The following is a 20,988-nucleotide window of genomic DNA, read 5'->3' as shown; positions in this document are numbered from 1 at the left end:
GACCAGAACTCTTGTCCGTGGGAGAATTTCACTCCATTCAGGTCATATGAGTGAAACTGACCACATAGACCGCCGCATTCTGATCGAATTGCAACGCGATGCAGAGCAATCGCTTGAATCGCTCGGTGCCGCCGTGGGCCTGTCGCGCAACGCCTGCTGGCGGCGCATCCGCCAGATGGAACAGGACGGCATCATCCGGGGCCGCGTCGCGCTCTTGAATGCGGCGCGCCTGGGCCTGCCGCTGACCGTCTTTATCCAGGTTCGCACCAATGCCCATGCCCCCGACTGGCTGGATCGGTTCTCTGCCGCGACCCGCGCCCTGCCCGAGATCATGGGCGTCTATCGCATGTCCGGCGATCTGGACTATTTGATCCGGGCACAGGTAAGGGATATGGCGGACTACGACAGGCTGTATCAAAGCCTGATCCGCAAAGTTCCGCTGTCAGACGTATCTGCCAGCTTCGTGATGGAAGAGATCAAGGAAACCACCGCCCTGCCCCTGTGAGGACCCTCATGCCGCTGCACTATGTCTGGCTGTTCATTGCCATCCTGACCGAAACTCTGGGAACCACCGCGCTGCAAGCCAGCCAACAGTTCACGCGTCTGTGGCCGTCGGTCGGTGTGGTGCTGTTTTACGGTGCGTCATTCTATTTCATGGCCATGGCGCTCAAGGTGATGCCGGTTGGCATCGTCTACGCGATCTGGTCCGGGCTGGGGATCGTGCTGATCGCGGGCATCGGTTTTTTCCTGTTCGGCCAGAGGCTTGACCTGCCCGCAATCGTGGGGCTGGCGCTGATCATCGCGGGGATTCTGGTGATCCACCTGTTTTCCGCAGCCGAGACACACGCGGCTCTGGACCCGGCGGTAAAACAGCACGAAACGCTTTAGGGCTGGCCTTTGCTGCGTCTGCACGGTATGGCGCGCGCAACTCCGCAAAAAGGCTGACCTCATGGATCTGCGCAACATCGCAATCATCGCCCACGTCGACCACGGCAAGACAACGCTGGTGGACGAACTGCTCAAGCAATCGGGCACCTACCGCGAAAACCAGGCGACCACCGAACGCGCCATGGACAGCAACGATCTGGAACGCGAACGCGGCATCACGATCTTTGCCAAGCCGACCTCGGTCGAATGGAAGGGCACGCGGATCAACATCGTCGACACCCCCGGCCACGCCGACTTCGGCGGCGAGGTGGAGCGCATCCTGTCCATGGTCGACGGTGTGGTCCTGCTGGTGGATGCCGCGGAAGGCCCGATGCCGCAGACCAAATTCGTGACCTCCAAGGCGCTGAAACTGGGCCTGCGGCCCATCGTGGTGATCAACAAGGTCGACAAGCCCGACGGCGAACCCGACCGCGCGCTGGACGAGGTGTTCGACCTGTTCGCCAACCTCGACGCCAGCGAAGAGCAGCTTGATTTCCCCGCCATGTATGCGTCGGGCCGCGCAGGCTGGGCCGATCACAGCCTGGACGGGCCGCGCAAGGGGCTGGATGCGCTGTTCGAGCTGATCCTCGACCATGTCCCGGCACCGAAACAGACGGCGGATATCGACAAACCCTTTACCATGCTGGCCACAACGCTGGGCGCCGACCCGTTCCTGGGCCGGATGCTGACGGGCCGGGTCGAAACCGGCAGCCTGAAGGCGGGCCAGACGATCAAGGCGATGTCGCGCGATGGCAAGTTGATCGAGAATTTCCGCTGTACCAAGATCCTCGCCTATCGCGGGCTGGAACAGACGGCGATCGACGTGGCCGAAGCAGGCGATATCGTTTCCATCGCTGGCATGGCCAAGGCCACCGTGGCCGACACGCTCGCCGACCAGTCCGTGACCGAGGCGATCCCGGCGCAGCCCATCGACCCGCCGACGATCACCGTGACCTTCGGCATCAACGATTCGCCCCTTGCCGGGCGTGATGGCAAGAAGGTGCAGTCCCGCGTCATCCGCGAGCGCCTGATGAAGGAAGCCGAGAGCAACGTGGCCATCAAGATCAGCGACACGCCGGGCGGCGAGGCCTTCGAAGTTGCGGGACGCGGTGAATTGCAGATGGGGGTTCTGATCGAAAACATGCGCCGCGAAGGGTTCGAACTGTCGATCTCGCGGCCCCAGGTGCTGTTCCGGGACATCGACGGCGAGCGGCACGAGCCGATCGAGGAAGCCACCATCGACGTGGACGACGAATATTCGGGTGCCGTGATTGAAAAGATCACCGGCGCGCGGCGCGGTGAACTGGTCGAGATGAAACCGGCGGGCGCGGGCAAAACCCGCATCGTCGCCCATGTGCCCTCGCGCGGGCTGATCGGGTACCACGGCGAATTCCTGACCGACACGCGCGGCACCGGCGTGTTGAACCGCGTGTTCCACGGCTGGGCGCCGCACAAGGGGCCGATCCCGGGCCGCCGCGCGGGCGTCCTGATCTCGATGGAGAACGGTACATCCGTCGCCTATGCCCTGTGGAACCTCGAAGAGCGCGGCAAGATGATGATCGGCGCGCAGGCCGACGTCTATACCGGTATGATCATCGGCGAGCATTCGCGCGAGAACGATCTGGAAGTGAACCCGCTGAAGGGCAAGAAGCTGACCAACGTGCGCGCCTCGGGCACGGACGAGGCGGTGCGCCTGACGACACCGATCACCCTCTCTCTGGAAGAGGCGATTGCCTATATCGACGATGACGAGCTGGTCGAAGTCACCCCGAACGCGATCCGGCTGCGCAAGCGGTTCCTGGATCCGCATGAACGCAAGCGGATGGCCAAGTCCGCCTGACGGGACATTCCGGGGCGCTGCCCCGGACCCCGGAGGTATTTAGGGCATAAAGAAGCCCGGGGCCGCGATATGGCGGCTGTTATTCGGTTGTCTCGACGATCAGAAGCTCGCGTTCGGATGCGCCGCGCGCGTGATTGAGCGCCTCCTGGTAAGCTTCCGAGTGATAACATTCTTCCGCCGCCTCGACCGAGGGGAAGCGCGCCACCACGTTGCGGGCCCGCTCCTTGCCTTCGAGCTGGACGAAACGGCCCCCCCGCGCGAGGAAGCTGCCGCCATGTGCGGCGATGGCGGGACCGGCGAGCTTGGCGTATTTGCCGTAGGCTTCTTCGTCGGTGACGGTGACATGGGCGATCCAGAGTGCGGCCATGAGCCTATCCTTTCAGTACGGTTTCTGCGGCCGCGATGGCGGCCTCGGCGTTGTCGGTGCCGGCACCCCCGCCCTGGGCCATGTCAGGACGGCCGCCGCCGCCCTTGCCGCCCAGTTCGGCCACTGCCGCGCGGACGATGTCCACCGCCGAGAGACGATCCGTCAGGTCCTGGGTGACGCCACCGGCCACGGCAGCCTTGCCCCCGGTGTCGGCGATGAGCAGGACGGCGCCGGAGCCGAGCCGGGCCTTGTGGTCATCCACCAGCGACGGCAGGTCCTTGCCGGTCACGCCGGTGAGGACCTGGGCCACGAAGCGGATGCCGCCCACCTCGCGCACGTCGGGTGGCGTGGCACCGCCGCCGGACATGGCCAGTTCGCGCCGCAGCTGCGCCACCTCGTTGCTGAGGCTGCGGCGTTCCTCCATCAGCGCCCGCACCCGGTCGGGCACATCCGCAGGCGTCGATTTGAGCGCCTCCGCGGTACGCGACAAGGCGGTCTGCTGCGCACGCAGCCAGGACAGCGCCTCCGCACCGGTCAAGGCTTCGATCCGGCGCACCCCCGCGCTGCTGGCGCTGTCGCCCAGAAGCACAAACGCACCGATGTCCCCGGTCTGGCGCACATGGGTCCCGCCGCACAATTCCAGCGAATAGGTGTTGCTGTCGGTGCCCTTGCCCGACCCCTCTTGCCGGCCCATCGACACCACGCGTACCTCGTCGCCGTATTTCTCTCCGAACAGGGCCTGCGCCCCCAGGGCACGGGCGTCGTCGGGCGTCATGATCCGGGTGTCCACCGCCGCGTTTTGGCGGATGTAGTCGTTCACCTCGGCTTCGACCCGGGTCAGTTCCGCCGCCGACAGCGCCTTGGCATGGCTGAAGTCAAAGCGCAGCCGGTCCGGTGCGTTGAGCGATCCGCGCTGTGCCACGTGATCCCCCAGGGCCCCGCGCAGCGCCTCGTGCAGCAGGTGGGTGGCGGAGTGATTGGCCCGGATGGCAGCCCGTCGGGCGTGGTCCACCTCCAGCACGGCGGCCTGGCCAACCTTGACCTCGCCCTGCGTCACCTTGCCGAAATGCGCAAAGACCCCGGCCGCCTTGCGGGTGTCGGTGATGGTGATCTCGCCCGTTCCGGTGCGGATGGTGCCGGTGTCACCGACCTGACCGCCGGCTTCGGCGTAGAACGGCGTCTGGTTGAAGGCGACCTGTATGCTGTCGCCCTGCTTTGCCATTTCGGTCAGAACGCCGCCCATCACCAGCGCCTTGATCTGGCCTTCCGCGCTTTCGGTTTCGTAGCCCAGGAACTCCGTGGGGCCGTGTCTTTCGGCGACGTCGAACCAGACGGTGGCATCCGCCGCCTCGCCCGACCCGGCCCAGGCTGCGCGGGCCTTCGCCTTCTGCTCGGCCATGGCGGCGTCGAAACCTTCGATGTCCACGGCCCGGCCCTGTTCGCGCAGGGCGTCCTGCGTCAGGTCCAGCGGAAACCCATAGGTGTCGTAAAGCTTGAAGGCCGCCTGCCCCGACAGGTTCGCGCCCTCGTCCAGACCGTTCACCTCGTCCTCCAGCAGGCGCAGCCCTCGATCCAGCGTCTGCTTGAAACGGGTCTCTTCGTTCAGCAGGGTTTCGGTGATCAGCGATTGCGCCTGGCCCAGTTCCGGATAGGCCGCGCCCATCTGCTGAACCAGCGCGGGCACCAGCCGGTGCATCAAGGGGTCCTGCACGCCCAGCAGATGCGCATGGCGCATCGCGCGCCGCATGATCCGGCGCAGCACATAGCCGCGCCCGTCGTTGGACGGCATCACCCCGTCCGCCATCAGAAAGGAGGTCGACCGCAGATGGTCCGCGATCACCCTGTGGTGGGTCCTGCCCGGACCGTCGGGGTCCGTGTTCGACGCCGTCGCGGAGGCTTCGATCAGGCTGCGCATCAGGTCGGTGGCGTAGTTGTCGTTTGTGCCCTGCAGCAGGGCCGCGACCCTTTCGATGCCCATGCCGGTGTCGATCGACTGGTTCGGCAGATCCCGCCGGGTGCCGTCTTCGAACTGTTCGTATTGCATGAAGACGAGGTTCCAGATTTCGACAAACCGGTCGCCGTCCTCTTCCGGGCTGCCCGGAGGGCCGCCCCAGATGTGATCCCCGTGATCGTAGAAAATCTCGGTACAGGGGCCGCAGGGGCCGGTCGGGCCCGCGGACCAGAAATTGTCATCGGTGGCGATGCGGATGATCCGGTCGTCCGACAGGCCCGCATGTTTCTTCCAGATATCCACCGCCTCTTCATCGGTGTGATAGACCGTCACCAGCAGGCGTTTTTCGTCGATGCCGAAAACCTTGGTCAGCAGATCCCAAGCCAGGGGAATCGCCTCGGACTTGAAGTAATCGCCGAAGCTGAAATTTCCCAGCATCTCGAAGAACGTGTGGTGGCGCGCGGTATACCCCACGTTGTCCAGATCGTTGTGCTTGCCCCCGGCCCGCACACATTTCTGCGCGGTCACGGCGCGGCTGTAATCGCGGGTCTCGACCCCGGTAAAGAGGTTCTTGAACTGCACCATGCCCGCTGCGGTGAACATCAGCGTCGGATCGTTGCGCGGGACAAGCGGGCTGGAGGGGACAACCCGGTGACCGTTCTTGTCGAAATAGGACAAAAAGCTGGATCGGATTTCGTTCAGGGTCTTCATCAATCTGGCCTTCCGGGACAAATGCGGTCGTTGTCAGATAACCCCGGGGGCCGTGCCTGTCCACAGGCTGCACATGCGAAAAGGGGCGCGACATGCCAGCGCGCCCCTTCGGTCTGAAACTTCGTGGCGGTCGGGGGCCGGTCAGGCCTCCAGAATGTCGCCGTCGTTGTCTTCGGTGCCGTTGAAATCCAGCCCATGCGCCGCGCGGATCTTGTCTTCGATCTCCATCGCCATCGCGCCATTGTCCTTGAGGAAGGTCTTGGCGTTTTCGCGGCCCTGGCCGATCCGTTCGTCGCCATAGGAGAACCACGAACCGGACTTCTCGACCACACCGGCCTTGACACCGAGATCCAGCAGTTCGCCCATCTTGGAGATGCCTTCGCCGTACATGATGTCGAATTCCACCTGCTTGAAGGGCGGCGCGACCTTGTTCTTGACCACCTTCACGCGGGTTGCGTTGCCGACCACCTCGTCGCGGTCCTTCAGCGCGCCGATGCGGCGGATGTCCAGCCGGACGGACGAATAGAACTTGAGCGCGTTACCGCCGGTCGTCGTCTCGGGAGAGCCGAACATGACGCCGATCTTCATCCGGATCTGGTTGATGAAGATCACCATGCAGTTGGAGCGACTGATGGAGCCGGTCAGCTTGCGCATCGCCTGACTCATCAGACGGGCCTGCACCCCGACGGAGCTGTCGCCCATATCGCCCTCAAGCTCGGACTTCGGCGTGAGCGCCGCGACCGAGTCGACGATCACCATGTTGACCGCCCCCGAGCGCACGAGCGTGTCGGTGATTTCCAGCGCCTGTTCGCCGGTGTCGGGCTGCGAGATCAGCAGCTCGTCGATGTCGACGCCCAGCTTGCGGGCGTATTGCGGATCGAGTGCGTGTTCCGCATCGACGAAGGCGCAGACGCCGCCGGCCTTTTGCTGTTCGGCCACGCAATGCAGGGTCAGCGTGGTCTTGCCCGAGGATTCGGGGCCGTAGATCTCGATGATGCGGCCCATCGGCAGGCCGCCGATGCCCAGGGCGATGTCCAGCCCCAGCGACCCTGTGGAACTCGCCTTGATGTCCTGGATCGCCCCTTCGGCACCGAGCTTCATGATGGAGCCCTTGCCGAACTGCCGTTCGATCTGCGCAAGTGCGCTGTCCAGCGCCTTTTGCTTTTCCGCTGATTTCTTATTGTCCATTGTCAATAAATCTGCCGTTGCCATTTGCCCGTTCCCTTAGTGTCACAGTGGCGCGGGATCAGCAATCGCCGTCCGCGCCGCATTTTTGTTCCATTAATGTTCTTATGAGACCAAAACCGGAACATTTCAATCAAATTATTTCCACCCCCATCTTTCGCGCCGGGTGGTTAAGAAGTAGTTTACGACAACAACCGGGAGCGGTGAGAGGCTGATGAGGGGCATACATGCTTGTTTTCTATAAAGAACGCCTCGCCTTTCTGTCGGTGCCCAAGACCGGGACCACCGCCTACGAAAGCGCGCTCGCGGCGCGGGCGGACATGGTGATCTCGGATCCGCCGATGCTGAAACACGCGCCGGTCTATCGCTACAACCGGTTCATCCGGCCGATGTTCGAACGTGTCTGCGGCGCCGAGCTGGAGGTGATGGCGGTCATGCGCGAGCCGGTCTCCTGGCTGGGCAGCTGGTACCGCTACCGGCAGCGTCCTTTCATGGAGGGCAAGCCAAATGCGACCCATGGAATCAGTTTCGACGAATTCGTGCTCGCCTACATGAAGGGCGACAAACCCGGCTTTGCCGATGTGGGCAGTCAGGTCCAGTTCATGAAGGCCCAGCCCAACGGGACGGGCGTGACCCATTATTTCCGGTACGAGGATCAACCCAGGCTCAAGTCCTTTCTCGAAGACCGGCTCGATATTCAAATCGAACTTGCGCGGGAAAATGTCTCTCCGGCGATGGAATTGACCCTGTCGCCGGGGGTGGCGGAGCGGTTTCGCCGCAAATGCGCGGATGAGTTCGAACTTTACGCGTCGATTCCCTGACAGCCGTTTCCGGGCTTGGCTGCCTTATCACGGCATTCTTCGGCAACGGACGGCTCGGGCGAATGGAAGGGTCGGCAAAAAGGGGGGCCGTTCGTTTCCCGAATGGTCGTTGCCCGAATGGTCGTTGCCCGAACACCAGTGGCGGCAGGCGCAAGACGCCATGTCCCCCGGTCGGCTGCGCATCACCGCATCGCCCGCTCCGGAACAGCGGCCGGGCCTGTCACGGCCCCCACCGGACGACCCGGGGCGGCTGGTGCCCGGCGCAGGCCTGTCGCATATGTGAAGCGTGCCGACCGGACCTGGCGCATACCGGTGGTGGGTCAGTGCATCTGCTTGTTCACCATCTCGGTCAGTTCCGTGAGTGAGAACGGTTTCGGCAAAAACACCGAATTCGGGATTTGTTTTTGCTCCTCTCCAAAGCTGTCTTCGGCATAACCTGAGACAAAGACCACGCGCACGCCGGGCCGCTCCTTGAGCGCCTCGCGCACCCAGCTGGGACCGTCCATTCCCGGCATCACCACATCGGTGACAAAGACATCGACGTTCAGGTCGCGGTCTTCCAGCGTTTTCAGCGCGGCTTCCGCCGATTCCGCTTCCAGCACCGTAAATCCGCGCATGCGCAGCGCGCGGCTGGCAAAGGCACGCACCGGGGCTTCGTCCTCCACCAGCAGTATCACACCGTCCGATGACGCCGGGGCATGCGTTCCGGCAGAGGTGTCCGGGCGCGGGGGCGCTTCGTCCTTCGTCTCCTGCACCGGGAAATACAGGATGAACGTGGTGCCGGTGCCGGGCTGCGAATCGACAAAGATAAAGCCACCGGTCTGCTTCACGATGCCATAGGCGGTGGACAGGCCCAGATCTGTCCCCTCCCCCGTGCGTTTGGTCGTGAAGAAGGGTTCGAACACCTTGGGCACCTTGTCCGCCGGGATGCCCTGCCCGTTGTCGATCACCTCTACCGTGACATAGTCGCCGGCGGGCACATGCACACGGTCCCGCATCAAGGGTTCGGTCAGGGTGATACATTCGGTGACGATCCTGATCTCGCCGCCCGCCGGCATGGCGTCGCGGGCGTTGACCACCAGGTTCATCAGCACCTGTTCAAGCTGTCGCTTGTCCGCGCGGATCGGGCGCAGCACCGGATCGTGGCTGAGGGTCAGCGTCACCTTCTCGCCCACCAGGCGGTTCAGCAGATGCGTCAGATCCGCCAGCGTGTCCCGCAGGTCCAGCGTTTCGGGGCGCAGGGTCTGCTTGCGCGAAAACGCCAGAAGCTGACGGACCAGACCCGCGGCGCGATTGGCGTTCTGGTTGATCTGGACCAGATCGCCGTAGTCGGCATCGCCCTGATCATGGCGCAACAGCAGCAGGTCGCAATGGCCGGAAATGGCCGTGAGCAGGTTGTTGAAATCATGCGCGACACCACCGGCCAGCTGGCCGATGGCCTGCATCTTCTGGCTCTGCACGAATTGCGCCTCCAGGGATTTCAGCTCTGTCGCGTCGTGCAGGACCGCGATCAGCGACGCTTCGCCGTCCTCCATGATCCGGTTCAGCACCACCTGCACGAACCGCTCCCTGTCGGTGCGGGTAAGCCGCAGAAACTCGGACTTCTGCACCACCCGGTTGGACAGCGTATCGCTGAGCCAGTTCCCGATGGGCCTGCCCAGCCCCTCCATCAGCTGCGCGATGTTGACCCCTTCGGCCAGTTTCGCGCCGACCAGGGTGGCGGCCATCCGGTTGAAGGACCGCACCGCCCCGTCGGGCGCAAGCCGGATCATGGGCACCGGCAGGTCCTGAAAGGCCTGCCAGCCCTGAACCTGCCCCTGCACGCCCGCCTCGGGCGGAGGCAGCAGGTAGAGTGCCCGACGCCCCGCCCCGGCATCGACCACCGACACCAACATGTCGCGGGTGCCTTCGGCGCAGGACACCTTTGCCAGCGCACCGGACACCGGCGGCAGATCGGTGAACACCCGGTCGAGCGTCTTGACCCGCCCGCCCAGCAGACGCCGCGCGGCATCGTTGGTGAACAGCACCACGTCGCTCCGCCCCAGCATGAGCATCGGCAGTTGCACCCCCTCCTGCCCCGCGCGCACCGGGGCCGCCCGCGCGCCCAGCTGTTCCAGCCGCCAGACAAAGCGGTTCGCGGAAATGGCAAAGACCGACAACCGCAGTTGGCCCGCGCGCGTTGCCACGTCTTCCTGGGCCGAACCGGTGGCATCGGCCCGCGATTGCAGGCGGTAGAGAATACCGGCGGGGTTCGCGAAAGTCTCGGACAGCGCCGCGCCCAGAGTGGTGAAGCTGTCCTGCTGCAGCAGGCGATGGGCCGCGCGGTTGGCGGTATGGATCAGCCCATCCTGTTCAGCGATGAAAGAAGCGATGGTATCATGGGCGATAAAGCTGTCCGCGCTGTCGGTGGCCGCGATCGGGCGCGCCGATTGAACCGTCGCCCGCGCCAGCATCACACAGCCGATCACGGCCAATGTCCCCCCCGCAGAAAGCAGCCCCAGCGTCATCATCCGGTCCGGCACGAGATATCCCGCCGCTATCGCAAGCACCGCCAGCGCCAGCAAGACCCATGGCGCGCCGCGCCCGACCGCGGGCCGCGCCGTGCCCGCTGACGATACTGGCGACCGCGAAACCGGGCTTGCATCCGTTGCGTCCAGCCCCAGGCGATCAGACACGTCCTCTCCTCCAATTCTGCTCGAATCGTCGGCTATTAGGCGGCCTCAGGGTTAACCGAAGCTTAACCGTCGCAAGGATGCTATCTGGAGGGGAAAGGAAGGCGGTCAGACACGCTTGAAATGCGCAGTGTAAAACCCGTCACCCGCCGCATCGACGGGGAATCGCCGCTCGAATCCGCAGGCCCATTCCGGGTGCCGCGCGAGGAAGGCGGCGCTGCGGTCCTCGTTCTCTTCGCGCAGCACCGAACAGGTGGCAAAGGCGAGCGTGCCACCCGGTGCCACCAGCCCGCAGGCCGCGTCGAGAATGCCGTCCTGGATCGCTGTCAGATCGGCCAGGCGGTCCGGCGTCAGCGTCCATTTCCCTTCGGCCGCGCGCCGCCAGGCGCCCGAACCGGAACAGGGCGCGTCGCACAGCACCACGTCATAGGGGCCCGCCTGCGCCAGATCCTCCGTCCCCACCTGCCGGATCGACGCACCGGCCCGGGCCGCCCGCGCGGGCAGGTCGGACATCCGCCGGGGGTCGATGTCATGGGCCAGCACGACCCGCGCGGGGTCCATCGCCAGCGCCAGCGCCTTGCCGCCGCCACCGGCGCAATAGTCCAGCACGCGACCGCCGCCCGGCAGGGCCGCGACCACCGCCTGGCTCGCGGCATCCTGCAGCTCGACCAGACCGTCGGCATAGGCGGGCGCATTGCGGATACGCCGCTCCCCCTTGGTGACGGTCAGCGCCGCGTCGGTCGCTGGGTTCAGAGCCGTCTCGACCCCTTGTTCCGCCAGCAGAGCCTGCGCCGCCCCCCGGTCGATCCGGGCGAGGTTGACCCGCAACGAAACCGGTGCGCGGGACTGCAGTGCCCGGGCGGTGTCGCCCGCGCCGTCGCCCAAAGCCGTGGCGAACAGCGGCACCAGCCACTCCGGCAGGCACCAGCGGGTCGCGCGGTCGTCGGGCGGTGCGGGAAAGTCCAGTTCGGTACCCTCAGGGGGTGCGGGCGCATGTCCCTCACCGGAAAAGAGCGCGTCGATCTGCCCGTCCTGCAGGTGCAGCAGGCCCAGCATCAGCGCACGGCCCGTCTCACCGCGCCCGTAATGGGCCGCCAGCGGTCGGCAGCGCAGCACGTCGAACACATGGTCCCGGATCGCGGCACGGTCCTTTGACCCGGCAAAGCGGCTGCGCCGCGCCCAGCGGGTCAGCGCCTGCTCCGCCGCCTGTCCGGCGCGGATGTCCTCAAGTATCTCGATCGCCGCCGCGACACGGGCACCGGGTGTCACGACCCGAGGCCTGCATGAAGATCATCCGACATGGTATTGAAAAGGATATACAAAACCATATTTCAGCCACCGCGATAATTGGGCGACTCGCGGGTGATCTGAACATCGTGGACGTGGCTTTCCTTCAGCCCCGCGCCGGTGATCCGCACGAATTTGCAGTCCTTGCGCATCTCCGCCACCGTCGCGCAGCCGGTATAGCCCATGGCGGCGCGCAGACCGCCGACCATCTGGTGCACCACCGCGCCCGCGCTGCCCTTGTAGGCGACCTGCCCCTCGATCCCCTCGGGGACGAGCTTGTCGCTGGCGGCGTCCTTCTGGAAATACCGGTCCGCCGACCCGCTGGCCATCGCCCCGAGAGAGCCCATCCCGCGATAGGATTTGAAGCTGCGACCCTGGTACAGAATGACCTCGCCGGGGGATTCATCCGTCCCCGCGATCATCGAACCGACCATGGCACAGGACGCCCCCGCCGCGATCGCCTTGGCGAAATCGCCCGAAAACTTGATACCGCCGTCCGCGATGACAGGCACATCGCCCGCCTCGGCCGCGCAATCCATGATCGCGGTCAGCTGCGGCACCCCCACGCCTGCCACCATGCGCGTGGTGCAGATGGAGCCGGGACCGATCCCGACCTTGACCGCATCGGCACCGGCGTCGATCAGGGCGCGGGTCGCTTCGGGCGTGGCGACGTTGCCTGCAATCACCTGAACGTCGTTCGACAGCCGTTTCACCCGCTCCACCGCCTGAAGCACGCCCGCGGAATGCCCGTGCGCCGTGTCGATCACCACGATATCGACCTGGGCGTCGATCAGCGCCTCGGTCCGCTCGAAACCGGCCTCTCCGACGCCGGTGGCGGCGGCGACGCGCAGGCGGCCCAGATCGTCCTTGCAGGCGGTCGGGTTCAGCACGGACTTCTCGGTGTCCTTGAGCGTGAGCAACCCGGTCAGCTTGCCTTGCGAATTGGTGACGAGCAGCTTCTCGATGCGCCGCGCCTTCATCAGGCTGATCGCCTCGTCGCGGTCCGCGGGTTCACGCAGAATGGCAAGGTTTTCGGCGGTCATCATCGCGTGGACCGGCGTGTCGTCATGCTGGGCAAAGCGCATGTCGCGGTTCGTAACGATCCCCAGCAGGTGCCCGTTTTCGTCGACCACCGGAAAGCCGGTAAAGCGGTAGCGTTCGGTCAGCGCCTTGGCATCGGCCAGTGTCTGGTCGGGGCGCAGGGTCACGGGGTTGTAGACGATCCCGCTTTCAAACCGTTTGACCCGCCGGACCTCGCGCGCCTGATCCTCGACGCTGAGGTTCTTGTGGATGACCCCGATACCTCCGGCCTGCGCCATGGTGATGGCCATCCGGCTTTCGGTAACGGTGTCCATGGCCGAGCTCAGCAGGGGGATGTTCATCGCGATGCGCCGGGTGACGAATGTCCGGGTATCGGCCGTGGATGGCAGGACCGAAGACGCTCCCGGCACCAGCAGTACATCATCAAAGGTCAGTGCCTCACGAATCTCCATCGTCGCTCTCCGCTTTGCGTTCATCGGGGTTCATTTGGCGGTTTGCTATTTCACGGATGGACGGGATTGGAAAGGGCCGATGCTGGATCCGCTGGCCATGCGCGGCCCGGACCACGCGCCCAGGCGCGACGCGGCGCGAAAAATCCGGGCCGTTCCGCGGGGCTGTGCCGATAATGGCGCAGGCCAACGACATTTTGCCGCCTCTTGCCTTTCACCCGGCACGCGGACCGCTATGTTGGCGGCAGAATTCATGGAGTGCCCCGATGAACGTTGATCCGCTGGTTATTTTCACGCCCTCCGGCAAACGGGGGCGGTTCCCGGTCGGCACGCCGATCCTGACGGCGGCGCGGCAGCTGGGGGTGGACCTGGATTCGGTCTGCGGCGGGCGCGGCATCTGTTCGAAATGCCAGATCACGCCCAGCTACGGCAGCTTCTCCAAGCACAATGTGGAGGTAAAGCCGGACGCCCTGTCCGACTGGAACAAGGTCGAACAGCGTTACAAGGAAAAGCGCGGCCTCAAGGACGGTCGGCGGCTGGGCTGCCAGGCCACCGTTCAGGGCGACGTGGTGATCGACGTGCCCCCCGAAAGCCAGGTGCACAAGCAGGTGGTGCGCAAACGGGCGGAGGCGCGGGACATCGTGCTGAACCCCTCGACCCGGCTGTTCTACGTGGATGTCGCGGAACCGGACATGCATGACCCGTCGGGCGATCTGGAACGGCTGTGCGATGCGCTGCGCACGCAATGGAAGATCGAGAATGTCGAAGCGGACCTTCACATCATGCAGACGATGCAGCCGATCCTGCGCAAAGGCGACTGGAAGGTTACTGTCGCGATCAATCTGGGCGATGCAAAGCACATGCCGCGCATCCTGCACATCTGGCCGGGGTATTACGACGGGACGCTCTACGGTCTTGCCGTCGACCTCGGCTCCACCACCATCGCGGCGCATCTGTGCGACCTCCAGACCGGAGAGGTCCTCGCGTCCTCCGGTGTGATGAACCCCCAGATCCGGTTTGGCGAGGACCTGATGAGCCGGGTCAGCTATTCGATGATGAACCCCTCCGGCGCCGAAGAAATGACCCGCGCGGTGCGCGAGGGGATGGCCACCCTGTTCGACCAGATCGCGGCGGAGGCGGGCATCGACGCGGGGCTGATCGTGGATGCGGTCTTTGTCTGCAATCCGGTGATGCACCACCTGTTCCTGGGGATCGACCCGTTCGAGCTGGGCCAGGCGCCCTTTGCCCTGACCACATCCAACGCCATGCGGCTCAGGGCCAAGGACCTGGGGCTGACCATCCACCCCGCCGCACGGGCCTACATTCTGCCCTGCATCGCGGGGCACGTGGGCGCGGATGCCGCCGCCGTCGCGCTGAGCGAGGCGCCGGAGAAATCCGACGACCTGATGCTGGTGGTGGACGTGGGCACCAACGCGGAAATCCTGCTGGGCAACCGCGAAAAGGTGCTGGCCTGCTCCTCGCCCACCGGTCCCGCCTTCGAAGGTGCGCAGATCTCCTCGGGCCAGCGGGCCGCGCCCGGCGCCATCGAACGGGTGGAAATCGACCCGGGCACCAAGCTGGCGCGGTTCAAGGTGATCGGATCGGACCTGTGGTCCGACGATCCGGGTTTCGAGGCCGAGATCGCCACCACGGGCGTGACCGGTATCTGCGGGTCGGGCATCATCGAAATGGTGGCCGAGATGCGCATCCACGGTATCGTCGACGCCCCCGGCCTGATCGGCACGGCGGAGCAGACCGGCTCTTCGGCGGTGTTTGCGGACGGGCGCACCAATTCCTACCTCGTCTATGACGGCACCGCGCATGGCGGCCCCCGCATCACCGTAACAAACCGCGACATCCGCGAGATCCAGATGGCCAAGGCCGCGCTCTATTCCGGCGCGCGTCTGTTGATGGACAAGTTCGGCGTGGACAAGGTGGACCGCATCGTGCTGGCCGGTGCCTTCGGCGCGCATATCAGCACCAAACATGCGATGGTGCTGGGCATGATCCCCGATGCGCCGCTGGACAAGGTGACGTCTGCCGGGAACGCCGCGGGCACCGGCGCGCGCATCGCCCTGCTGAACGTCGATGCCCGGGCCGGGATCGAACAGACGGTGCGCGAGATCCACAAGGTCGAAACAGCGATCGAGCCGCGCTTTCAGGAGCACTTCGTGAACGCCTCCGCCATCCCCAACGCGGTTGAGCCCTTCCCGATCCTCAACTCCATCGTGTCGCTGCCCGACGTCACCTTCAACACCGGCGCGGACAAGGGCACCGAGGGCGGTGGCCGCCGCAGGAGACGCCGCGCATGAGCAACACCGAACAACAGGACTTCTGGACCGACGAGGCTGGACCCACCTGGGTCGCCCGGATGCAGACGATGGACCGCACCCTTGCCCCGGTCCTGGACCGGGTGCTGGCCGATGCGGAACTGCAGGCGGGCGACCGGGTGCTGGACATCGGCTGTGGCGCGGGCACCAGCACGGTCGCGGCGGCGCGGCAGGTCGGAGACGCGGGCGGCGCCTGCGGGCTCGATATCTCGCGCAGCCTGCTGGATCACGCCCGCGGTCTGGCGGCAGACCACAAAAACGTGTCCTTCGTGCTGGGCGACGCGCAGACCCACGATTTCGGGCCGGACCGCTTCGACGCGATGATCTCGCGCTTCGGCGTGATGTTCTTTGCCGACACGACAGCGGCCTTCGCCAACATCGCGGGCGGCCTGCGCCCCGGTGCGCGCCTGACCTTCGCCACCTGGGGAGAGATTGCCGAAAACCCCTATTTCACCATGCCTGCCGGGATCGCAAAGCAGGTGATCGGCGCCCCGCCCAAGACCGACCCCGAAGCGCCCGGCCCCTTTGCGATGCGCGACACCCGCAAGGTTGTGGCCCAGCTTGGGGGGGCAGGGCTGCGCGACATTGCCGCCAGCGAGGTCACGCTCCCGCTCACGCCGCCGGGCGATGCGCAAAAGGTCGCGGAACTGATGTGCGACATCGGCCCCGCGCATCGCGCCCTCACCCATTTCGAGGCAGGACCGCAGGAGCGCGCCCGCCTGTGCAACGCCCTGGCCGAAGGGTTGGCCCCCTATGCAACGCCCGACGGCATCCGCATTCCCGCGCTGATCAACATCTTCACCGCCCGAACCGCAGGCTGACCGCGCTCAGCTTCCCGGCGGCAAAGTTCGGTTCATTGAGACAGCTGTCGACGGCAGGTTCGCACCCGATCCCGATGGCGGCCCTCCATTTGTCGAGGCGTTTCCATTTTTCCATACTTCGCAGCATTTTGCGCGGTCGCAGTTTCGCACCCGCCCTGGGGGGCGAGGTCGGGTGCGAACCGGATCGCAGGCGATCCGGCGGCAAGGGGAAATGATGCGTTTTCGTCTCCACCAAGCCCGGTCCCATCAATCCAGCTGCCGGGCAATCCACCAGGTGACGCCATTGGCATCCCGCACGCCGCCGCGCAGGTCGCCGTCGCCCTTGTCCGTCAGCGGTTGCACCTCCGTCCCGCCCGCCGCCAGCGCCCGGGCAAAGGTCGCTTCCGCCTCGGCCACGTAGACATGCACATGGGCCTCGGGGCCTTCGGGCATCTCGCCCATCATGATCACCGTATCATCCACCCGCGCCTCTGCATGCATGATCCCCTTGCCGCCCTCGCCCCGGATGACCCGCAGGCGGGTCGCGCCAAAAGCGGCCTGCAGAAAGTCCAGGGTCGCAGTGGCATCGCGGACCATCAGATAGGGCGACGCGCTGTTGTATCCGTCAGGTTTGAAACTCATCGCGTCCTCCGTTTTGTCACCGCCGCCTCTTGACGGCGAAGCGCCCCGGGCATATCCATTCCACCGGCGCGCGGGTATGGTGAAAAGGTATCACGGCAGCTTCCCAAGCTTTAGTTACGAGTTCGATTCTCGTTACCCGCTCCATCTTCCACTTCATTCAATCCATCCTGCGGCGCGCGCGCAAGCGTCTGTTTCCTCTGTTCCGGCAGGTCGAGGAAACGTCGGCTTGCGGCAAGGGGGTCGGAAACCTCGGCGATCTTGGGGGGCAGGACGGGCTGCATGTGCTCCACCTTCCCGGCCTGGATGCGCTCGGGCATGCCCAGGGTGATGGCGTCGCTTTTCACCCGCGGCATCCCGCGGCTGGAGCGGTGGAAAGGGGCTTGAGGCCGGGCCGCGGTGCCGCCCGGGCCGTACAGGACACCGGGCGAGTGCACCAACCGGTCCCTACCCCATCAGCACGTCGCCGAATTCGTCCCGCAGGTTCCGCTTGAGCACCTTGCCCGTCGCGTTGCGGGGCAACTCGTCGGTAAAGACGACCTTGTCGGGGATCTGCCACTTGGCGATCTTGCCGTCGAAGATCTCCAGGATCGCTTCCTCTGACGGGTCCTCTCCCTCGGCCTTGACCGCGACCAGCACCGGGCGTTCATCCCATTTCTCGTGCCGGGCCCCGATGACGGCGGCATCGGCAAGTTTGGGATGGGAAATGGCGATGTTTTCCAACTCGACCGAGCTGATCCACTCGCCGCCCGATTTGATGATGTCCTTCGACCGGTCCTTGATTGTGACATAGCCATCAGGGTCCATCGTGGCGACATCGCCGGTGTCGAACCAGCCGTTGGTCAGCGTCTCATCGGTGGTCTTCTTGAAATAGGCATCGAGGATCCAATGCCCCCGTGTCACCAGATCGCCCTGTTCCTTGCCGTCATGCGGCAGCGGTTTGCCGTTCTCGTCGAGGATTTCCAGCTCTACCCCAAAGACCGGCCGCCCCTGATTCTCGCGCAGGCGATGCTGTTCTTGTTCGGGCAGGTCCGCGTGTTTGGCCAGCGGGCGGTTCACCGTGCCGACCGGCGACATCTCGGTCATGCCCCAGGCGTGGATCGTATCGACGCCGAATTCTTCGCGGAAGCTCTTGATCATCGACGGTGGACAGGCCGAGCCGCCCACCACGGTACGCTTGAGGCTTTCCAGCTTGCTGCCGCCCTTCTTGGCTTCGCCCAGCAGGCCCAGCCAGATCGTCGGCACCCCCAGCGCCAGCGACACGCGGTAGTTGTCGATCAGCTTGACCAGCGAGGGGCCGTCCAGCCCCGGCCCCGGCATCACCATGCGGGCCCCGACCATGGCACAGGCATAGGGTGCGCCCCAGGCGTTGACGTGGAACATCGGCACCACCGGCAGGACGACGTCGGCTGCGGAAATCGCCACGCTGTCGGCGAGATTGATGCCGAAGCTGTGCAGCACGGTCGAGCGGTGGCTGTAGAGCACACCCTTCGGGTTCCCGGTGGTTCCCGAGGTATAACAAAGGCTTGACGCCGTGTTTTCATCCATGTCCGGCCAGTCGTACCCGGCATCGCCCTGGGCCAGCAGGTCGTCGTAGGCGATGATGCCCGGCAGTTTCTCGGCAGCATCGCCCACCTCGGCCTCCATCAGGACGATATGCTCCAGATGCTCCAGCTTGTCGCGGATCGCGGCCACCAGCGGGACAAAGGTGGCGTCGATGAACAGCACCTTGTCCTCGGCATGGTTGAGGATATAGACCAGCTGCTCGGGGAACAGCCGTGGGTTGATCGTGTGACACACGAAGCCCCCGCCCGACACGCCAAAGTAAATCTCAAGGTGCCGCCGGTTGTTCCAGGCGATGGTGCCGCAGCGCGCCTGCGGGTCCAGCCCGAGGCCCGTCAGCGCCGACGCCAGCCGCCGCGCATTGGCCGCAACCTCGCCCCAGGTGGTTTCCTCCACCCCGCCGCCGGTGTTGACCGAGTAGATACCCCCCCCGGAGTGGTATTGTTCGGCATGGGTTATCAAGCTGGAAATCAACAGCGGTTGCGACATCATCTGACCAAGCATCGGGATCCTCCTCATCCGTTCTTGAACCCAGAGTGGAGCAGGCGCCGACCACTTGCAAGCCTGCGATAACCTGCCTAAACGTCATACAAGCTATTGTTTTGTCGGCCCTTGCCGGGTCCTCAACCGAAGGTGTCCAGATGACCGTGACCATTCGCCCGACCAGACCCGAGGACCGCGACGGCTGGGATCTGCTTTACCAGGGATACGCCGAATTCTACCGCGTGGACCAGACGGCCCAGATGCGCGATACGGTCTTTGGCTGGCTGATGGACGAGGCGCATGAATGCAAGGGGTTTGTCGCCGAGGGGCCGGATGGCCAGTTGATCGGCCTCACCCACTTCAGGCCCTTCGCCAGCCCCCTGCGGGCCGCGACCAATTGTTTTCTCGACGATCTCTTCGTCGATCCGGCGGCGCGCGGATCGGGTGCGGCGCAGGCGCTGATAGATGCGGTGGCCGATCACGCGCGGGCGCGCGGGTGGGCGACGGTGCGCTGGATCACGGCGGACGACAACTACCGCGGGCGCAGTGTCTATGACCGGATGGCCAGCCGGACCATGTGGATCACCTACGATCTGAAGACATGAACTTTTTGCAGATCACCTCCTTGCTGATCGTCATGGCGGGGGTGTTCGGCGCGATCAACTACCTGTTTCTGAAGCTGCCGTCGGCCATCGGTATTCTGGTGGTGTCGTTGCTGGCGTCTTTCGGGCTGCTGGGGCTGGACCTTGTCCTGCCCGCCCTGGGCATCGCGGACACGGTGCGGCAACTGGTCAACGGCATCGACTTTTCCGAGGCGCTGCTGGAGGGGATGCTGGGTCTGCTGCTCTTTGCCGGGGCGCTGCATGTGAAGCTGAGCGACCTGCGCAGCGAATGGCTGACCGTGTTCCTGATGGCGACGCTGGGCATCGCGCTGTCGACCCTGGTGGTGGGCGTCGGGTTTTCCTGGCTGACCGGCATGCCGCTGATGGTGGCACTGGTCTTTGGCGCGCTGATCTCGCCCACGGATCCGGTGGCGGTTCTGGGGGTGCTGCGGGAGGCCAGCCTGCCCAAGGCACTGGAGACCAAGATCGCGGGCGAGAGCCTGTTCAACGACGGGGTCGGATACGTGGTGTTCCTGGTGCTGCTGGGGCTTGCCTTTCCCGCTGCAGAGCACGGGTCGGGCGGCAGCCCCTTTGGCGATGCGGCACTGCTGTTCGTGCAGGAGGCATTCGGCGGCGCGGTCCTGGGGCTGATCCTGGGCTGGCTGACGTTCCGGGTGATGCGCCGGATCGACGATTATTCGCTGGAGGTGCTGCTGACCCTCGGTCTCGCGTTCGGCGGCTACGAACTGGCGGTCTGGCTGCATGTCTCGGCCCCGATCATGGCGGTCTGCGCGGGGCTGCTGATCGGCGATGTGGGGACCGCACGCGGCATGTCGGAAGAGACCCGGAAATACGTTGAAGCGTTCTGGAAACTGATCGACGAGATCCTGAACGCGGTGCTGTTTCTGATGATCGGGTTCGAGGTCTTTGCCATCGCCTTTGGCGGGGAGGTGCTGATGACGGCGGCGGCGACGGTCCTGCTGGCCCTGCTGGCGCGGCTGGCCGCGGTGGCGGTGCCCATTGCCATGCTGCGCCCCTTCCGGAGCTTTTCGGCCGGGGTCACGCCGATCATGACCTGGGGCGGGCTGAAGGGCGGGATTTCCGTGGCATTGGCGCTGTCGCTGCCGGAGAGCGAATGGAAATCGCTGATCCTGACCTGCACCTACGTGGTGGTCGTCTTTTCCATCGTCGTGCAGGGGCTGACGGTGGGGCGGCTTGCCAACCGGATGGGGCGCGCGCCGGACCTGGTGTGACCCGACGGTGCGGCTGCGCCGCATTCGATGCCCGATTTTTGGGGCGCTGCCCCAAACCCCGGAGGTA

At 65.1% G+C, this 20,988-nt stretch carries 17 protein-coding genes and 1 tRNA gene; 9 read left to right on the top strand and 9 right to left on the bottom strand.

Going from position 1 to position 20,988, the window contains the following annotated elements; genetic code table 11:
- Window positions 1–46 precede the first annotated feature (46 nt).
- The 3 genes from FIU94_RS13755 (at window position 47) to typA (ending at window position 2,767) form a co-directional block, all read left to right on the top strand.
- Window positions 47–505, top strand: coding sequence for an Lrp/AsnC family transcriptional regulator (locus FIU94_RS13755; protein WP_152466327.1), 459 nt, complete (start codon window positions 47–49; stop codon window positions 503–505).
- An 8-nt stretch (window positions 506–513) separates the two neighbouring features.
- Complete coding sequence (locus tag FIU94_RS13750; protein ID WP_152466326.1) at window positions 514–888, top strand: multidrug efflux SMR transporter; 375 nt, start codon at window positions 514–516, stop codon at window positions 886–888.
- Between the two features lie 61 nt (window positions 889–949).
- Window positions 950–2,767 (top strand): translational GTPase TypA, encoded by a 1,818-nt coding sequence (gene typA / locus FIU94_RS13745; RefSeq protein ID WP_152466325.1) that lies wholly within the window; start codon window positions 950–952, stop codon window positions 2,765–2,767.
- 79 nt (window positions 2,768–2,846) lie between these two features.
- Here the strand turns inward: typA and FIU94_RS13740 are convergent, their stop codons facing one another.
- The 3 genes from FIU94_RS13740 to recA form a co-directional block, all read right to left on the bottom strand.
- Window positions 2,847–3,134 carry a DUF1330 domain-containing protein gene (locus FIU94_RS13740; protein ID WP_152466324.1) on the bottom strand — a complete coding sequence of 96 codons (288 nt, stop codon included), beginning with the start codon at window positions 3,132–3,134 and terminating at the stop codon, window positions 2,847–2,849.
- Window positions 3,135–3,138: 4 nt separating this feature from the next.
- Window positions 3,139–5,796, bottom strand: a complete 2,658-nt coding sequence (gene alaS / locus FIU94_RS13735; protein WP_152466323.1) for an alanine--tRNA ligase — start codon at window positions 5,794–5,796, stop codon at window positions 3,139–3,141.
- Window positions 5,797–5,937: 141 nt separating this feature from the next.
- A complete protein-coding gene (gene recA, locus FIU94_RS13730; protein ID WP_152466322.1) occupies window positions 5,938–7,008 on the bottom strand; it encodes a recombinase RecA in 1,071 nt (356 codons plus the stop codon).
- 200 nt (window positions 7,009–7,208) lie between these two features.
- On the opposite strand from recA, the gene FIU94_RS13725 reads away from it, so the two are divergent.
- Window positions 7,209–7,802, top strand: coding sequence for a gamma-glutamyl kinase (locus FIU94_RS13725; RefSeq protein WP_152466321.1), 594 nt, complete (start codon window positions 7,209–7,211; stop codon window positions 7,800–7,802).
- Window positions 7,803–8,122: 320 nt separating this feature from the next.
- Here the strand turns inward: FIU94_RS13725 and FIU94_RS13720 are convergent, their stop codons facing one another.
- From FIU94_RS13720 to guaB, 3 genes are all read right to left on the bottom strand, one after another.
- Window positions 8,123–10,312, bottom strand: coding sequence for an ATP-binding protein (locus FIU94_RS13720; protein WP_152467062.1), 2,190 nt, complete (start codon window positions 10,310–10,312; stop codon window positions 8,123–8,125).
- A gap of 270 nt (window positions 10,313–10,582) precedes the next feature.
- Entirely contained in the window at window positions 10,583–11,743 is a 1,161-nt protein-coding gene (locus tag FIU94_RS13715; RefSeq protein ID WP_152466320.1) for an RsmB/NOP family class I SAM-dependent RNA methyltransferase, read from the bottom strand.
- Window positions 11,744–11,805: 62 nt separating this feature from the next.
- Window positions 11,806–13,254, bottom strand: coding sequence for an IMP dehydrogenase (gene guaB, locus FIU94_RS13710; RefSeq protein ID WP_152466319.1), 1,449 nt, complete (start codon window positions 13,252–13,254; stop codon window positions 11,806–11,808).
- A gap of 263 nt (window positions 13,255–13,517) precedes the next feature.
- Here guaB and FIU94_RS13705 point away from each other — a divergent pair, with 263 nt between their 5' ends.
- The gene (locus tag FIU94_RS13705) at window positions 13,518–15,563 is read left to right on the top strand and encodes an ASKHA domain-containing protein (RefSeq protein WP_152466318.1); all 2,046 of its coding nucleotides are present in this window, start codon (window positions 13,518–13,520) and stop codon (window positions 15,561–15,563) included.
- Window positions 15,560–16,402: a methyltransferase domain-containing protein gene (locus FIU94_RS13700; protein WP_152466317.1), complete on the top strand. Its 843-nt coding sequence runs from the start codon at window positions 15,560–15,562 to the stop codon at window positions 16,400–16,402. The genes FIU94_RS13705 and FIU94_RS13700 overlap by 4 nt, the downstream gene beginning before the upstream one ends.
- Before the next feature lie 246 nt (window positions 16,403–16,648).
- On the opposite strand, the gene FIU94_RS13695 is transcribed toward FIU94_RS13700, so the two are convergent.
- Complete coding sequence (locus FIU94_RS13695) at window positions 16,649–17,023, bottom strand: glyoxalase/bleomycin resistance/extradiol dioxygenase family protein (RefSeq protein WP_152466316.1); 375 nt, start codon at window positions 17,021–17,023, stop codon at window positions 16,649–16,651.
- 70 nt (window positions 17,024–17,093) lie between these two features.
- On the opposite strand from FIU94_RS13695, the gene FIU94_RS13690 reads away from it, so the two are divergent.
- Window positions 17,094–17,167 (top strand) — tRNA-Gly (locus FIU94_RS13690).
- Here FIU94_RS13690 and FIU94_RS13685 read toward each other — a convergent pair.
- Both FIU94_RS13685 and FIU94_RS13680 read right to left on the bottom strand, forming a co-directional pair.
- Window positions 17,134–17,367: a hypothetical protein gene (locus FIU94_RS13685; RefSeq protein WP_152466315.1), complete on the bottom strand. Its 234-nt coding sequence runs from the start codon at window positions 17,365–17,367 to the stop codon at window positions 17,134–17,136. The genes FIU94_RS13690 and FIU94_RS13685 overlap by 34 nt on opposite strands.
- Window positions 17,368–17,467: 100 nt before the next feature.
- The gene (locus FIU94_RS13680) at window positions 17,468–19,087 is read right to left on the bottom strand and encodes a long-chain-fatty-acid--CoA ligase (protein ID WP_152466314.1); all 1,620 of its coding nucleotides are present in this window, start codon (window positions 19,085–19,087) and stop codon (window positions 17,468–17,470) included.
- Between the two features lie 137 nt (window positions 19,088–19,224).
- Here FIU94_RS13680 and FIU94_RS13675 point away from each other — a divergent pair, with 137 nt between their 5' ends.
- Together FIU94_RS13675 and FIU94_RS13670 are read left to right on the top strand one after the other, a co-directional pair.
- On the top strand, window positions 19,225–19,671 hold the full coding sequence (locus FIU94_RS13675; RefSeq protein ID WP_152466313.1) for a GNAT family N-acetyltransferase: 447 nt from the start codon (window positions 19,225–19,227) through the stop codon (window positions 19,669–19,671).
- The gene (locus FIU94_RS13670; protein WP_152466312.1) at window positions 19,668–20,921 is read left to right on the top strand and encodes a sodium:proton antiporter; all 1,254 of its coding nucleotides are present in this window, start codon (window positions 19,668–19,670) and stop codon (window positions 20,919–20,921) included. The genes FIU94_RS13675 and FIU94_RS13670 overlap by 4 nt, the downstream gene beginning before the upstream one ends.
- Window positions 20,922–20,988: the final 67 nt, after the last annotated feature.

Source organism: Sulfitobacter sp. THAF37, from assembly GCF_009363555.1.
Classification (GTDB): domain Bacteria; phylum Pseudomonadota; class Alphaproteobacteria; order Rhodobacterales; family Rhodobacteraceae; genus Sulfitobacter.
Note: the sequence above shows the minus strand (reverse complement) of the source record. Positions and strands in the feature narration are given on the sequence as shown.

Bases quoted from the DNA above. Each gene is read 5' to 3' on its own strand.
- FIU94_RS13755 (WP_152466327.1), top strand. From the start codon at position 47: ATGAGTGAAACTGACCACATAGACCGCCGCATTCTGATCGAATTGCAA.
- FIU94_RS13750 (WP_152466326.1), top strand. From the start codon at position 514: ATGCCGCTGCACTATGTCTGGCTGTTCATTGCCATCCTGACCGAAACT.
- typA (WP_152466325.1), top strand. From the start codon at position 950: ATGGATCTGCGCAACATCGCAATCATCGCCCACGTCGACCACGGCAAG.
- FIU94_RS13740 (WP_152466324.1), bottom strand. From the start codon at position 3,134: ATGGCCGCACTCTGGATCGCCCATGTCACCGTCACCGACGAAGAAGCC.
- alaS (WP_152466323.1), bottom strand. From the start codon at position 5,796: ATGAAGACCCTGAACGAAATCCGATCCAGCTTTTTGTCCTATTTCGAC.
- recA (WP_152466322.1), bottom strand. From the start codon at position 7,008: ATGGCAACGGCAGATTTATTGACAATGGACAATAAGAAATCAGCGGAA.
- FIU94_RS13725 (WP_152466321.1), top strand. From the start codon at position 7,209: ATGCTTGTTTTCTATAAAGAACGCCTCGCCTTTCTGTCGGTGCCCAAG.
- FIU94_RS13720 (WP_152467062.1), bottom strand. From the start codon at position 10,312: ATGATGACGCTGGGGCTGCTTTCTGCGGGGGGGACATTGGCCGTGATC.
- guaB (WP_152466319.1), bottom strand. From the start codon at position 13,254: ATGGAGATTCGTGAGGCACTGACCTTTGATGATGTACTGCTGGTGCCG.
- FIU94_RS13705 (WP_152466318.1), top strand. From the start codon at position 13,518: ATGAACGTTGATCCGCTGGTTATTTTCACGCCCTCCGGCAAACGGGGG.
- FIU94_RS13700 (WP_152466317.1), top strand. From the start codon at position 15,560: ATGAGCAACACCGAACAACAGGACTTCTGGACCGACGAGGCTGGACCC.
- FIU94_RS13695 (WP_152466316.1), bottom strand. From the start codon at position 17,023: ATGAGTTTCAAACCTGACGGATACAACAGCGCGTCGCCCTATCTGATG.
- FIU94_RS13680 (WP_152466314.1), bottom strand. From the start codon at position 19,087: ATGCTTGGTCAGATGATGTCGCAACCGCTGTTGATTTCCAGCTTGATA.
- FIU94_RS13675 (WP_152466313.1), top strand. From the start codon at position 19,225: ATGACCGTGACCATTCGCCCGACCAGACCCGAGGACCGCGACGGCTGG.
- FIU94_RS13670 (WP_152466312.1), top strand. From the start codon at position 19,668: ATGAACTTTTTGCAGATCACCTCCTTGCTGATCGTCATGGCGGGGGTG.